The sequence below is a fragment of the Mycobacteriales bacterium genome, assembly GCA_035504215.1.
GTDB lineage: Bacteria > Actinomycetota > Actinomycetes > JAFAQI01 > JAFAQI01 > DATAUK01.
Genome location: DATJSI010000104.1, coordinates 1 through 13,667, shown reverse-complemented (window position 1 = coordinate 13,667; position 13,667 = coordinate 1). Strand labels below are relative to the sequence as shown.

The following is a 13,667-nucleotide window of genomic DNA, read 5'->3' as shown; positions in this document are numbered from 1 at the left end:
GCATGCCACCACGCGACTACTACGCGATCCTCGGGGTGCCGCGCACCGCGAGCGCCGACGAGATCAAGAAGGCCTACCGCAAGCTCGCTCGCCAGCTGCACCCGGACGTCAACCCGAGCGCCGACGCCAAGGAGAAGTTCTCGGACGTCACCGCGGCGTACGAAGTGCTGTCCGACCCGGCCAAACGCGAGGTGTTCGACCTCGGCGGCGACCCGCTCTCGCCCGGCGGTGCGGCCGGTGGCGCGGGTCCGTTCGGCGGCTTCTCCGACATCATGGACGCCTTCTTCGGCGGCGCGACCGGCATGGGCGCCCGGGGGCCGCGGTCACGGATCCGGCCCGGCGCCGACGCATTGGTCCGCCTCGACCTCGAGCTGTCCGAAACCGCGTTCGGGGTGTCGCGCGAGATCACCCTCGACACCGCCATCCTGTGCGCCACCTGTAGCGGCGCGGGGACCGCGCCGGGCACGCATCCGGAGACCTGCCAGACCTGCAGTGGACGCGGCGAGATCCAGTCCGTGCAGCGCTCGTTCCTCGGCCAGATCGTCACCTCGCGGCCGTGCCCGGACTGTGGCGGGGTGGGCACGAAGATCACGCATCCCTGCGCGGACTGCGGCGGGGCCGGGCGGGTGCGGGCACGGCGCACGGTGACGGTCAAGGTGCCGGCCGGCGTCGAGGACGGCATGCGGCTGCGCATGTCCGGTGAGGGCGAGGTCGGCCCCGGCGGCGGCCCGCCCGGAGACCTCTACGTCGAGATCCACGAGCAGGCGCACCCCCAGTTCACCCGTGACCACGACGACTTGCACTGCAAGCTGACCATTCCGATGACGGCTGCTGCGCTCGGCACCGACATCTCGTTGCAGACCCTCGACGGCGAGGAGAACGTCGTCATCAAGGCGGGCACGCAGGCCGGCTCGGTGCACACCCTCCGCGGGCGGGGCGTGCCGCACCTCAACCGCGGCGTCGGCCGCGGCGACCTGCACGTGCACGTCGAGGTGGTCACTCCGACCCGGCTCGATGCCGAGCAGGAACGGCTGCTTCGCGAGCTCGCCAAGCTCCGCAACGAGGAGGACCCGCAGGTGGCCGTGACCAACCCGGCGACCTCGCCCGGTGGGCAGGGGCTGTTCTCGCGGCTGCGCGACGCGTTCAAATGAGCGCGTGACGCCGCCGCTGTTCTTCGCCGAGCTTTCGACCGCTACCCCGGGGGCGCCGGTCGCGGTCACGGGGGACGAAGGCCGCCATGCGGCCGACGTACGCCGGCTTCGACCGGGCGAGCACGTCGACCTGACCGATGGCGCGGGCACGCTCGCCCATGGCCAGGTCGGCGAGGTGCGTCGCGGCGAGCTGACCGTCGTCATCGCCGAACGCGAGGTCGTGCCGGCGCCGTCGCCGCGGCTGGTCGTCGCACAGGCGCTGGCGCGTGGCGGCCGCGACGAGCAGGCGGTCGAGTCGATGACCGAGGTGGGCGTCGACGAGGTGGTCGGCTGGGCCGCCGCGCGATGTGTCGCTCGGTGGAGTGACCGGACGGCGCTTCGCTGGGCCGCGACGTCGCGATCAGCGGCCAAGCAGTCGCGGCGGGCGTGGTGGCCGCTGATCGACGGGCCGGCGACGACCGAGTCGCTCGCGCAGCGGTGTGCTCGCGCCGGCCGGGCGTTCGTGCTGCACGAGTCCGCAGCTGAACCCCTCGCGACCCAGCGGATCGACGGGGTGACCGACGTACTCGTGGTCGTGGGCCCGGAGGGCGGCATCACCGAGGAGGAGCTCGCGGTGCTGACAGGGGCGGGTGCAACCGCGGTCCGCCTCGGCCCCGGCATCCTGCGCAGCTCGACCGCGGGCACCGCGGCATTGGCCGTGATCTGCGCCATGACGCGGTGGCGGATGGGCCCTGACGTCGCACATTAGGCTCCGGGCTGTGGCTGACGCCGACTGCATCTTCTGCAAGATCGCTTCCGGGGACATCGCGGCCGACATCGTCGCCGAGTCGGATGCCGCGGTCGCATTCCGCGACCTGACTCCGCAGGCGCCGACCCACGTTCTCGTCATCCCGCGCGACCACTATGCGAACCTCGCCGAGGTCGCGGCCGCAGACGGCACCGGCGTCTCGGCGATGGTGCGGCTCGCGGCCGAGGTGGCCGAAATCGAAGGGATCGACACGAGCGGGTACCGGCTGGTCGCCAACACCGGACCGGACGCCCACCAGACCGTCATGCACGCTCACCTGCACGTGCTCGGCGGCCGGGCGATGGGCTGGCCGCCCGGTTGAGATCGGGGTCCCGAGCCCGCCGCTGGCCGGACCGGTGGCATTAGCATCGATGGCGACCATGGCCGAACGTGCGGGGACGACGTCGACGCTGATCGTCGTGCCCAGCGAGCGCAGCATGGTGGCACTGCTCGGATCCAGCGACGAGCTGCTCCACCTGATCGAGCGGTCGTTCTCCTGCGACATTCATGTCCGCGGCAACGAGATCACGTTGGCGGGCGACGCGATCGAGGTCGCCGTGGCGGCCCGGCTCTTTGCCGAGCTGATGACGTTGATCGAACGCGGCGAGGTGCTGACGCCCGACGCCGTACAGCGCTCGATCACGATGCTCCGCGAGCAGACCGACGAGCGCCCGGCCGACGTGCTGAGCCTGAACATCATCTCCAGTCGCGGCCGCACTATCCGACCGAAGACGTTGAACCAGAAGCGGTACGTCGACGCCATCGACGAGCACACGATCGTGTTCGGGATCGGGCCGGCCGGCACCGGCAAGACCTATCTCGCGATGGCCAAAGCCGTGCAAGCCCTGCAGGCCAAGAAGGTCAACCGGATCATCCTGACCCGTCCGGCGGTCGAGGCCGGCGAGCGGCTCGGGTTCCTGCCCGGGACGCTGAACGAGAAGATCGACCCGTACCTACGTCCGCTGTACGACGCGCTGCACGACATGATCGACCCGGACTCGATTCCGCGGCTCATGGCCTCCGGGGTCATCGAGGTCGCGCCGCTCGCCTACATGCGCGGCCGCACGCTCAACGACTCCTTCATCGTGCTCGACGAGGCGCAGAACACCAGCCCCGAGCAGATGAAGATGTTCCTCACCCGACTCGGTTTCGGCGCGAAGATGGTGGTGACCGGCGACGTCACGCAGATCGACCTGCCCACGGGGACGCGCAGCGGCCTGCAGATCGTCCAGGAGATCCTCGACGGGATCGAGGACGTGTTGTTCTGCCGGCTCACGTCTCGCGACGTCGTACGCCACCGTCTGGTCAGTGACATCGTCGATGCCTACGCCCGCTTCGACGCCGAGCACGCCGCGGCGACGTCGGCGCCCTCGCCGCAGCAGCGCCGCTCACAGGGTCCGCGTCGCCAGACGCGGTCCGGCCGCTGACTTCGCACGGACGTCGGGGGTCCGGTGAGCATCGAGGTTGCAAACGAGTCGGGCGTGGCGGTCGACGAGCGAGATCTCGAGCGGCTTGCACGGTTCGTGCTCGACGAGCTCGGCGTGCATCCGCTCGTCGAGCTGTCGATCCGGCTGGTCGACGTCGAGGCGATGACCGCGCTGCACGTGCACTTCATGGACGAGCAAGGGCCGACCGACGTACTTGCCTTCCCGATGGACGAGTTGCACGACCACCGCGACGACGTCGAGAGCCCCGACCTGCCGCCGACGCTGCTCGGTGATGTCGTGCTCTGCCCGGCGGTCGCTGCCGAGCAGGCAAAGCAGGCACGGCACTCGACGGAGGCCGAGCTCGAGATCCTGCTGACCCACGGCATCCTGCACCTGCTCGGCTACGACCACGCGGAGGCGGAGCAGGAGCGTGAGATGTTCGGCCAGCAGAACCGGCTGGTCACCGGCTGGAACGTGGTTCGCCGACGATGACGGCAGCGGACGTCTGGGCCCTCGTTCTGGCCGGCGTGCTCGTCCTCGCGGCCGCCCTGTTCGGGGCGAGCGAGGCAGCCCTCGCCCATGTGTCCCGAAGCCGGGTCGAAGAGCTCGAGCATGACGGCCGACGCGGCGCCCGCCGGCTCGCGGCCGTGGTCGCGGATGCCGGACCGCACCTGAACGTGCTGCTGCTCGTCCGCACCGCCGCCGAGCTGCTCGCGACCACGCTGGTCGCGGTTGTCTGTGAACGGCAGCTACCGGCTTCGTGGGAAGCAGTGCTGGTCGCCGGGCTCGGGATGACCGTCGTCCACTTCGTCGTCGTGGGCGTCGGCGCGCGGACGGTCGGGCGTCAGCACTCGGCGGGCATCGGGCTCGCGTCGGCGGGCACGGCGATCTGGCTGCGCCGGGTGCTCGGCCCGTTGCTGCACGTGTTGATCGGCATCGGCAGTGCGCTGATCCCCGGCACGGTCGCACGCGACGCCGGCTTCACCTCCGAAGCCGAGCTGCGCGACCTCGTGGACCTCGCCGAGGAGCGCCAGGTCATCGAGAGCGGCGAGCGCCAGATGATCCACTCGGTCTTCGAGCTCGGCGAGACGATCGCCCGCGAGGTCATGGTGCCGCGCACCGACATGGTGTGGATCGAGCAGAGCAAGTCGGTCCGCCAGGCGTTCTCGCTCGCTCTGCGCAGCGGCTACTCGCGGATTCCGGTGGTCGGCGCCAACGAGGACGACGTGGTCGGCGTCGCCTACCTGAAGGATTTGGCGCGCACCGCGTTCGACGTCGAGGACCAGAGCAACGAGCGGATCACCGAGGTGATGCGCCCGGCGTACTTCATCCCGGAGTCCAAGCCGGTCGACGAGCTGCTGCGGGAGATGCAGGCCAAGCAGGTGCACTTCGCGATCGTCATCGACGAGTACGGCGGGACGGCCGGGCTGGTGACGATCGAGGACATCCTCGAGGAGATCGTCGGCGAGATCGCGGACGAGTACGACCGCGAGGAGCCGCGGGTCGAGTGGCTCGATCCCGACCACGTGCGGGTCAACGTCCGCGTGCCCGTCGACGACATCGAGGAGATGTTCGACGTCGACTTCGAGCTCGACGACGTCGATACGGTCGGCGGCTTGCTGGCGGCCGAGCTGGGCCGGGTGCCGATCCCTGGCGCGTCGGTGACCGCGCACGGGCTGACCTTCCTGGCCGAGGGTTCCAAAGGACGGCGACGTCAGATCGGCACGGTGCTCATCACCAGGGCCGGCGAGAACGGCGCCGCCTCGCCGGCCTGACGCCGGGCACCGGGCGGCCGTCCGCTGCCGCCGTCGCGGATGCCATCCTGCGGACGTGGACATCGGCGGCGTGCCCGAGGTCGCGCCGCCACTGCCGGGCCGGGTGCTGTTCGACCAGGAGTGGACCGATCTGGCCTTCCTGCACTGGTCGGTGGATCCTGACGTCGTCGCGCCGCTGCTCCCGGCCGGGGTGCAACCCGACGTGGTCGACGGCGTGACCTACGTCGGGCTGATCCCGTTCCACATGCGCCGGGCCGGACCGGGTCGCGGTCATGCCGCGCCGTACTTCGGTGACTTCCTCGAGACCAACGTGCGGTTGTACGGCGTCGACGCCGAGGGTCATCACGGGGTGGTCTTCCGCAGCCTCGAGGCCAGCCGGCTCGGCACGGTGCTGGTCGCGCGCTGGGGCTACCGGTTGCCGTACATGTGGGCGCGGATGCACGTCGAGCGCACCGGCGACGTATGGGTCTGGACGAGCCGGCGGCGCTGGCCGGGCTCTGGGTGGTCGACCCGGATCGCCATCGAGGTGGGTCAGGAGGTCACGGACCCGACCGCCCTCGACCTCTGGCTGACCTCTCGTTGGGGGCTGCATCACGAACTCGCGGGCCGCACGGTGTGGACGCCCAACGCGCACGGCGCGTGGCCGCTGCGTGAGGCGCGGGTGCTGGAGCTGTCCGATGAGCTCGTCGCTGCGGCCGGCCTGCCCGTTGACGGGCTGCCGACCGTGCCTGCCCGGTTCAGCCACGGTGTGCACACCGTCTTCGGCTGGCCGCGCCGGCTACCGGCAGGTGTAGGTGCACGCGCGTGACCCCGATCCGTAGCCTGGTGGCCGTGGATCCGGAGGACGAGAAGCTCTTGACCCTTGCCCGGTCGGCTCGGGCGCGTACCGGTGCCGATGAGGGCGCCGCGGTTCGCGATGAGATCGGCCGGACGTATGTGGCCGCGAGCGTTGCGCTGCCCGCGCTGACGTTGACCGCGCTTCAGGCCGCCGTGGCATCCGCGGCATCGAGTGGCGCCACGACGTTGGAGGCAGCCGTGGTAGTGACGCCCGCCGGCGCGGTTGACGACGGAGTGCTCGCGGGACTCGGCGAACCGGTCGTGCATGTAGTGGCGCCATGAGCCCCGCCGCGATCAGGCTGCGCCGGGTCGAGGCAGCGGATGTCGAGATCCTCGAGGCGGAGTATGCGTCCGCCGACGTCGCGGGCGACCTCGCTTGGTTCGGCTTCAGCGACGCGGGCCGGGTGCGCAAGCGGGTCGAGAGCGGCGAGACCCTTCGCCGCGACCAGGGGATGCTGGCGATCGTCGACGACGAGGACACCGTGGTCGGCGCGGTGACGTGGATCAAGGTCTTCCACGGCCCGCCGCCGAACGGGGACTGCTGGAACATGGGGATCTGGGTCGCGCCGGAGCATCGCGGCAAGGGGTACGGCGCCGAGTCGCAGCGGCTCGCGGCCGAGTACCTGTTCCAGCACACGCTGTACGAGCGGGTCGAGGCATCGACCGAGACCGGCAACATTCCCGAGCAGCGGGCGCTGGAGCGCGCCGGGTTCACCCGCGAGGGGGTCATCCGCCGGGGTTGCTTCCGCGGTGGTGAGTGGCGCGACATGGTTCTGTACAGCAAGGTGCGCGGCGAGCAGTGACCTTCCGCTCCGGGTTCGCCTGCCTGCTCGGGCGGCCCAACACCGGCAAGTCGACCCTGACCAACGCGCTGGTGGGTACCAAGGTCGCGATCATGTCGGACCGCCCGCAGACCACGCGGCACGCGATCCGGGGGATCGTGCATCGACCGGATGCGCAGCTCGTGCTCGTCGACACCCCGGGGTTCCACCGACCCCGCACGCTGCTCGGCGAGCGGCTGAACGAGCTCGTGGTGGCGACGGTCTCGGAGGTCGACGTGGTCGTCTTCTGCGTGCCCGCCTCCGACAAGGTCGGCCCCGGCGATCGGTTCATCGCGGAGCAGATCCGCCGCGCGGCGCCGAAGACGCCGGTTGTCGCCGTCGTCACGAAGACCGACCTGGTGGACAGGGACACGGTCGGTGCACGGCTGTTGCAGGTTGCCGAGCTGGGCGACTGGGCCGAGGTCGTGCCGGTGAGCGCGGTGAACGGCTTCCAGGTCGACCTGCTCACCGAGGTGCTGCTCGGCCGGCTGCCGGAAGGACCGCCGATGTATCCCGACGGCGAGCTGACCGACTCGCCGGAGGCACAGATGGTCGCGGAGCTGGTGCGGGAGGCTGCGCTCGAGGGGGTTCGCGACGAGCTCCCGCACTCGATCGCGGTAGTGGTCGAGGAGATCCGCCGCCCGGCCGAGCCCGGCGGCCTGGTCGAGATCGACGCGCAGCTCTACGTGGAGCGCGACAGCCAGAAGGGCATCGTCATTGGGTCCGGCGGAGAGCGCCTGCGCGACGTCGGGACCAAAGCGCGCCGGCAGATCGAGGCCTTGCTCGGGTCGAAGGTCTATCTCGACCTTCGGGTGAAGGTCGCGAAGGACTGGCAGCGCGATCCCAAACAGTTGCGCCGGCTCGGCTTCTAGCCGTGGCGCGGCGGCGCCGGATCCGGTGGTCCGGCGGCTGCCCGGGAGACAATGAGCGGGTGCCGCTCTACCGAGACGAAGCTGTCGTGCTTCGCACCCAGAAGCTCGGTGAGGCGGACCGGATCATCACGCTGCTGACACGCCGCCACGGGCGGGTGCGCGCGGTGGCCAAGGGTGTGCGGCGTACCGGTTCGAGGTTCGGCTCGCGGGTCGAGCCGTTCTCGCACGTCGACCTCCAGCTCTACGAGGGGCGGTCGCTGGACACGGTCACGCAGGCCGAGACGCTGGAGCCGTACGGCGAGCGGATCGCTTCCGACTATGGCCGCTACACCGCCGGAACCGCGGTCCTGGAGACCGCCGAGCGGCTGAGTGCGGAGGAGCGCGAGCCGTCGCTGCGGCTCTACCTCCTCGTGGTCAGTGCCCTCCGAGCGCTCGCGGAGTCCCAGCATTCGCCGACCCTTGTGCTGGACGCGTTCATCCTGCGGGCGCTCGCGATCGCCGGCTACGAGCCGGTTCTCGACGCGTGCACGCGTTGCGAGACGCCGGGACCGCACCGGTACTTCTCGCCTGCGCTGGGCGGGGTCGTGTGCACCGAGCACCGGCCGCCCGGTGCAGCGCTCGTGTCCGCGGCCTCGATCGAGCTGATGGTGGCGCTCCTGTCGGGCGACTGGGCTACCGCGGACGCGGCGGACACGAAGGTCCAGCGCGAGACGAGTGGTCTCGTCGCGTCGCACCTGCAGTGGCATCTCGAGCGCGGGCTGCGGTCGCTGCGTCTGGTCGAGCGGCCGTGAGGTCGAGGTCGACGCGAAGGCGCGGGGGACGAAGCGAGCCGATCCGCCCTCCGGCGCCACATGTGTCGGGTGCCCGCCCGCCCGTGATCCCGCCGGAGTTGGTGCCGAACCACGTCGCGATCGTCATGGACGGCAACGGGCGCTGGGCCAAGCAGCGCGGCCTCCCGCGGACGGTCGGTCACGAGCAGGGCGAGAGCTCGTTGTTCGACGTGGTCGAAGGTGCGATCGAGATCGGCGTGAAGTGGTTGTCGGCGTACGCGTTCTCCACCGAGAACTGGAAGCGGTCACCTGACGAGGTGCGGTTCCTCATGGGGTTCAACCGCGATGTCATCCGGCGGCGGCGGGACGAGATGCACGCGATGGGGGTGCGGGTGCGTTGGGCCGGGCGCCGGCCGCGACTGTGGAAGTCGGTGATCGACGAGCTCGAGATCGCGGAGGAGATGACGCGCGCCAACGACGTGTTGACGCTCACCATGTGCGTCAACTACGGCGGTCGGGCTGAGATCGCCGACGCCGCGGCTGCGCTCGCTCGCGATGTCGAGGCCGGCCGGCTGGCACCCGGCAAGGTCAACGAGCGCGCGTTCGCTCGCTATCTCGACGAGCCGGAGATGCCGGACGTTGATCTGTTCGTGCGCTCGTCGGGGGAGCAGCGGACGTCGAACTTCCTGCTCTGGCAGGCGGCGTACGCCGAGATGGTCTTCCAGGACACGCTCTGGCCGGACTACGACCGGCTCGCGCTGTGGGCGGCGATCGAGGAGTATGCCCGGCGGGACCGGCGTTACGGTGGGGCCGAGGAGGACTTGTGAGACTGCATCACGTCAACGTGGTCGTCCGTCCCGGCGAGACCGGGCGGGTCGCTGCGTTCTACACCCACGTGCTCGGGCTGCGGCGGGTCGAGAAACCGGCCGAGGGCACGACGCCCGGCGGTGCGTGGTTCGACGTCAACGACGGCGCGCAGGTGCACATCAGCGAGCGAGCCGACGCCGCGATGCACGACGACAGCCACTTCGCGCTGGTGCTGGACGACTTCGACGACGTGCTCGGCCGGCTCGAGCGGGCCGGTGCGGCGTGGCAGCCGCAGGCCGAGATCTTCGGTGCTCGACGCGGGTCGACCCGCGACCCGCTCGGCAACCGGATCGAGCTGCTCGAAGCGGGCGGCCGGCTCGGGTCGGCGTAGCCCGCTAGCCGACCAGGCGCGCGACGGCAACCGCGGCGATCGCGGCGATCACTACGCTGCGCATCAGCCGGTCGCCGCGACGGAGCACCGGCCACGTGGTCACGGCGAGCGTGACCAGCACCAGGTCGGTCAGCGCGAGCAGCCCGAAGCTTGCGACGCCGTGCAGGAAGAGGCCGGCGATGAACAGCGCGCCGACCGCGACGGCGATCCCGAACGTGACGGCCCGGCGTGGCATGGAAGCCATCTTCACAGGGAAGCCCGGTGCGGGGTCGATCGGATCGCCGCTAGGCTGGCGTCTTCGCCGCCGACCGCCAGCCGGATGGAGACCGAACGATGGCTGCCAACGCCGCTCATGACGCCGTACGCATCGAGGAGCTGGTCAGCCTCTGCAAGCGGCGGGGCATCGTGTTTCCCTCGTCAGAGATCTACGGCGGCAGCCGTTCCGCCTGGGACTACGGCCCGCTCGGGGTGGAGCTGAAGGAGAACATCCGCCGCCAGTGGTGGCGTGCGATGGTCCAGACCCGCGACGACATCGTCGGTCTCGACTCCGCGGTCATCCTCGCGCCGGAGGTGTGGCGTGCCTCCGGCCACGTCGACGCGTTCGTCGACCCGCTGGTGGAGTGCCAGTCCTGCCATCATCGCTTCCGCCAGGACCACCTGCGCGAGGGGCAGGCGGAGCGGAAGAAGATCGACGACCCCGACTCGATCGCGATGTCGACCATCGCCTGCCCGCACTGCGGAACCCGCGGCGCCTGGACCGAGCCGCGGACCTTCAACGGCCTGATGACCACCCATCTCGGCGCGACCGAGGACGAGGGGTCGCTGCACTACCTGCGGCCGGAAACCGCGCAGGGCATCTTCATCAACTTCCTCAACGTGATGACGGCGGCGCGGCGCCGGCCGCCGTTCGGGATCGCGCAGGTCGGCAAGTCGTTCCGCAACGAGATCACGCCGGGCAACTTCATCTTTCGCACCCGCGAGTTCGAGCAGATGGAGATGGAGTTCTTCGTCGAGCCCGGAACGGATGAGGAGTGGCACGAGACCTGGATCCAGACCCGCTGGGACTGGTACGTCGACCTCGGGATCCCGGTCGACGACCTGCGCCGCTACGAGCACCCGCAGGAGAAGCTGTCGCACTACTCGAAGCGGACCGTCGACATCGAGTACCGCTTCCGGTTCGGCGGCTCGGAGTGGGGCGAACTCGAAGGGATCGCGAACCGCACCGACTTCGACCTGAAGACGCACGCGAAGGCTTCGGGCGCCGACCTCACCTACTTCGACCAGGACAAGGGCGAGCGGTGGACGCCGTACGTCATCGAGCCCGCGGCCGGGCTCACGCGCTGTGTGCTGGCGTTCCTGCTCGCGGCGCTCACGACCGACGAGGCGCCGAACGCCAAGGGCGTGATGGAAAAGCGCACGGTGATGCGGCTCGATCCGCGGCTGGCGCCGGTGAAGGTCGCGGTGCTGCCGCTCTCGCGCAACGCCGACCTCTCGCCGCGAGCGAAGGCCCTGGCGGCGGCGCTGCGGCAGCGGTGGAACGTGGAGTTCGACGACGCGGGCGCGATCGGCCGGCGCTACCGGCGCCAGGACGAGATCGGTACGCCGTTCTGCGTCACGATCGACTTCGAGTCGCTCGACGACAACGCGGTGACCATCCGCTCGAGGGACACCATGAGCCAGGACCGCATCGCCATCGACCAGGTGGAGTCCTACCTGCTGCAAACCCTCCCCGCCTGCTGACCCGCACTCATGGCCGTCTGGCCTGGCTAGAGCGTGGTCAGGCGGCCATACTCAGCACCGCGACGCCGCGGGGGAGGCCGCGACCGGCGAGTTGTCGATAGCAAGCTTCGATCTCGCCGATCACTTCGCGCCCGTGGGTGACGAGCCGGCGTGGGGAGTTGTGCAGGATCGTCAACCCAGCAGCGGTCATGAGGTCATGACGCTGCTGCATCTGCTCGAAGAGATCCGCGCGTTCGTGCGCCAGGCGGCCGTTGGTCTCATGGACGAGGCCTGCATCTACGAACAATGCATCGGGGCTGACCACACGTCCACCTGGTAGTCGAAGCGTCGGGTTCAAGAGCGGTCTTGGCAGAACAGTGCTGGCAGACACCAGTCGGAGAAAGTCGGCCTCAGGCGTCGAACGGATGCCGGCACCGAGGTACGCGATCGCGGCGTCGCCGCGACGCGCGTTGCGTCGTTGCCCCTGAATGTGCGCACGGACCAGCTCGTCGTACGTCGTCAGCCGTCGCTGCAGGACTTCGCTCATGATTGCCAGCGCGGTTCGGTCCGCACCAACGAGGCGGCTCGCCGCGATCGCCGCTGTTGCTGCGTCGACGTATCGCACTCGGTCGGTGCGCACGATCGGGATCGGGAAGATCGTCCGTCGGACGACGACGAAGCCCCGACTGCGGATCGGTGTGCCCCACGGAAGCACGACGTGTACCGCACTGTCGTCGACCGGAGCGGATTTGATGCCGTGGAACCGACATGCATCCGGGCCGTCGATTGCACTCTCGGGGCCCGCGAAGAGAACAGCGGCAATGAGCAGTTGGCGGCGGTGGGCTTCGCCGGGGCGGGTCAGGTACACCCCTGGAAGCAGGGTGGACCACTCGTGAGTGCCCAGCCGGTAGTCGATCGCGCGCCGGGTCAAACCCGCATCCAGGGCCTGATCCCGATGCACGATCTCGTCTTGGCTCTGGATCAGGGCGGGAAACGAAGGATCGGTGTGGCATCGTCGCGGCATTTGTCGAGGGTGCGGTCGCCAGTGACCTCCAATCGGCGCGTCGGGCCGATCTGTGGACAGCAACGCCAAGCCGGTGGCCGTCTGAACACGCTCTAGCCAGGCCAGCCGGCCATGAAGTGCGCGGCAGGGGAGGATCGGGGGGTGACGGTTGCGGTTGTGGTGTTCACTCGGGACCTGCGGGTTCGTGATCATCCTGCGTTGCATGCCGCCGCGCGCTCGGCGGAGTTCGTCGTACCGCTGTTCGTCGTCGACGCCGCCATCACCGGCCTTCCGTTCAACCGTCCGAACCCGGCCGCGTTCCTTGCCCAATCGCTCAGTGACCTCGACGCATCCCTGCGCTCGCGCGGCGCCGCGCTCGTCATCCGCCGCGGCGACGTCGCGCGCGAGGTCGCGCGGCTGGCTGCGAGCCTCGACGCAGCCGCGGTGCACATCAGCGCCGACTACAGCCGGTACGCCGTTCGCCGCGAGCAACGCCTCGCCGCTGCTCTCGGCCGGCGTGAGCTGGTCGTCCACGACGCCCACGTGATCGCGCCTCCCGGCTCGGTGACCACCGGCGACGGCCGGCCGTTCAGCGTCTTCACGCCGTACCACCGCAAGTGGCAGCACCATCACCCGCGTTCGGTCCTGCCCGCGCCCCGGCGGCTCACGCTCCCGGAAGGGCTCGCGACCGGCCGCCTGCCCGATGCCGCCGACCTGTGCCGGGGCGCGCGCAGCCCCGATGTTGCCGCCGGCGGCGAGACGGCCGGCCGCAAGCGGATGTCCCCCTGGCTGGCCCGGCACCTCGCCGGGTACGACGACGGCCACGACGACCTCGCCGCCGACGTCACCAGCCGGCTCTCGCCGTACCTGCACTTCGGCTGCGTCAGCCCGGTCGAGCTCGCGTCGAAGGTCGACCGCCGGCGGCGCGGCGCGGATGCGTTCCTCCGCCAGCTCGCCTGGCGCGACTTCTTCCACCAGGTGCTGGCCGACCGCCCCGAGGTGGTGGACGCGGACTGGCGGACCAAGCACGACCGCTGGCGCACGGACGACGCCGCGTTCGAGGCCTGGCGGGAGGGCCGCACCGGTTATCCGCTGGTCGACGCCGGCATGCGGCAGCTCGCGCGCGAGGGCTGGATGCACAACCGGTCCCGCCTGGTGACCGCGAGCTTTCTGACCAAGCACCTCTACCTCGACTGGCGGCTCGGGGCGCGGCACTTCTTCGACCTGCTCGTCGACGGGGACATCGCCAACAACACGTTGAACTGGCAGTGGGTCGCGGGAACCGGAACCGACAGCCGACCGAACCG

At 70.3% G+C, this 13,667-nt stretch carries 17 protein-coding genes; 15 read left to right on the top strand and 2 right to left on the bottom strand.

Features of this window, described 5'->3' with window-relative positions; all coding sequences use genetic code 11:
• The first annotated feature begins 2 nt into the window (after positions 1-2).
• From dnaJ to VME70_12715, 13 genes are all read left to right on the top strand, one after another.
• A complete protein-coding gene (gene dnaJ / locus VME70_12775) occupies positions 3-1,151 on the top strand; it encodes a molecular chaperone DnaJ (GenBank protein ID HTW21072.1) in 1,149 nt (382 codons plus the stop codon).
• A 4-nt stretch (positions 1,152-1,155) separates the two neighbouring features.
• Positions 1,156-1,899 carry a 16S rRNA (uracil(1498)-N(3))-methyltransferase gene (locus VME70_12770; protein HTW21071.1) on the top strand — a complete coding sequence of 248 codons (744 nt, stop codon included), beginning with the start codon at positions 1,156-1,158 and terminating at the stop codon, positions 1,897-1,899.
• Positions 1,900-1,909: 10 nt separating this feature from the next.
• Positions 1,910-2,260, top strand: coding sequence for a histidine triad nucleotide-binding protein (locus tag VME70_12765; GenBank protein ID HTW21070.1), 351 nt, complete (start codon positions 1,910-1,912; stop codon positions 2,258-2,260).
• A gap of 115 nt (positions 2,261-2,375) precedes the next feature.
• Positions 2,376-3,365, top strand: coding sequence for a PhoH family protein (locus VME70_12760; GenBank protein ID HTW21069.1), 990 nt, complete (start codon positions 2,376-2,378; stop codon positions 3,363-3,365).
• 24 nt (positions 3,366-3,389) lie between these two features.
• Positions 3,390-3,857, top strand: a complete 468-nt coding sequence (ybeY, locus tag VME70_12755) for an rRNA maturation RNase YbeY (protein ID HTW21068.1) — start codon at positions 3,390-3,392, stop codon at positions 3,855-3,857.
• Positions 3,854-5,140, top strand: a complete 1,287-nt coding sequence (locus VME70_12750; protein HTW21067.1) for a hemolysin family protein — start codon at positions 3,854-3,856, stop codon at positions 5,138-5,140. Before ybeY ends, VME70_12750 begins: the two co-directional genes overlap by 4 nt.
• 55 nt (positions 5,141-5,195) lie before the next feature.
• Positions 5,196-5,948, top strand: coding sequence for a DUF2071 domain-containing protein (locus tag VME70_12745; GenBank protein HTW21066.1), 753 nt, complete (start codon positions 5,196-5,198; stop codon positions 5,946-5,948).
• Positions 5,945-6,259 (top strand): cytidine deaminase, encoded by a 315-nt coding sequence (locus VME70_12740; GenBank protein ID HTW21065.1) that lies wholly within the window; start codon positions 5,945-5,947, stop codon positions 6,257-6,259. Before VME70_12745 ends, VME70_12740 begins: the two co-directional genes overlap by 4 nt.
• The gene (locus VME70_12735) at positions 6,256-6,780 is read left to right on the top strand and encodes a GNAT family protein (GenBank protein HTW21064.1); all 525 of its coding nucleotides are present in this window, start codon (positions 6,256-6,258) and stop codon (positions 6,778-6,780) included. The genes VME70_12740 and VME70_12735 overlap by 4 nt, the downstream gene beginning before the upstream one ends.
• Positions 6,777-7,670 (top strand): GTPase Era, encoded by an 894-nt coding sequence (era, locus tag VME70_12730; protein HTW21063.1) that lies wholly within the window; start codon positions 6,777-6,779, stop codon positions 7,668-7,670. Before VME70_12735 ends, era begins: the two co-directional genes overlap by 4 nt.
• Before the next feature lie 59 nt (positions 7,671-7,729).
• Entirely contained in the window at positions 7,730-8,461 is a 732-nt protein-coding gene (gene recO / locus VME70_12725) for a DNA repair protein RecO (GenBank protein HTW21062.1), read from the top strand.
• Positions 8,458-9,267, top strand: coding sequence for an isoprenyl transferase (locus VME70_12720; GenBank protein ID HTW21061.1), 810 nt, complete (start codon positions 8,458-8,460; stop codon positions 9,265-9,267). Before recO ends, VME70_12720 begins: the two co-directional genes overlap by 4 nt.
• On the top strand, positions 9,264-9,638 hold the full coding sequence (locus VME70_12715) for a VOC family protein (protein HTW21060.1): 375 nt from the start codon (positions 9,264-9,266) through the stop codon (positions 9,636-9,638). Before VME70_12720 ends, VME70_12715 begins: the two co-directional genes overlap by 4 nt.
• Before the next feature lie 4 nt (positions 9,639-9,642).
• On the opposite strand, the gene VME70_12710 is transcribed toward VME70_12715, so the two are convergent.
• Positions 9,643-9,873: a DUF6703 family protein gene (locus VME70_12710; GenBank protein ID HTW21059.1), complete on the bottom strand. Its 231-nt coding sequence runs from the start codon at positions 9,871-9,873 to the stop codon at positions 9,643-9,645.
• A 98-nt stretch (positions 9,874-9,971) separates the two neighbouring features.
• Here VME70_12710 and VME70_12705 point away from each other — a divergent pair, with 98 nt between their 5' ends.
• On the top strand, positions 9,972-11,378 hold the full coding sequence (locus VME70_12705; GenBank protein ID HTW21058.1) for a glycine--tRNA ligase: 1,407 nt from the start codon (positions 9,972-9,974) through the stop codon (positions 11,376-11,378).
• A gap of 37 nt (positions 11,379-11,415) precedes the next feature.
• Here VME70_12705 and VME70_12700 read toward each other — a convergent pair whose 3' ends face one another.
• Positions 11,416-12,573 carry a hypothetical protein gene (locus VME70_12700; protein HTW21057.1) on the bottom strand — a complete coding sequence of 386 codons (1,158 nt, stop codon included), beginning with the start codon at positions 12,571-12,573 and terminating at the stop codon, positions 11,416-11,418.
• A 6-nt stretch (positions 12,574-12,579) separates the two neighbouring features.
• Between VME70_12700 and VME70_12695 the strand changes: the two genes are divergently transcribed.
• A partial coding sequence (locus tag VME70_12695; GenBank protein HTW21056.1) for a deoxyribodipyrimidine photo-lyase occupies positions 12,580-13,667 on the top strand: 1,088 nt, incomplete at its 3' end.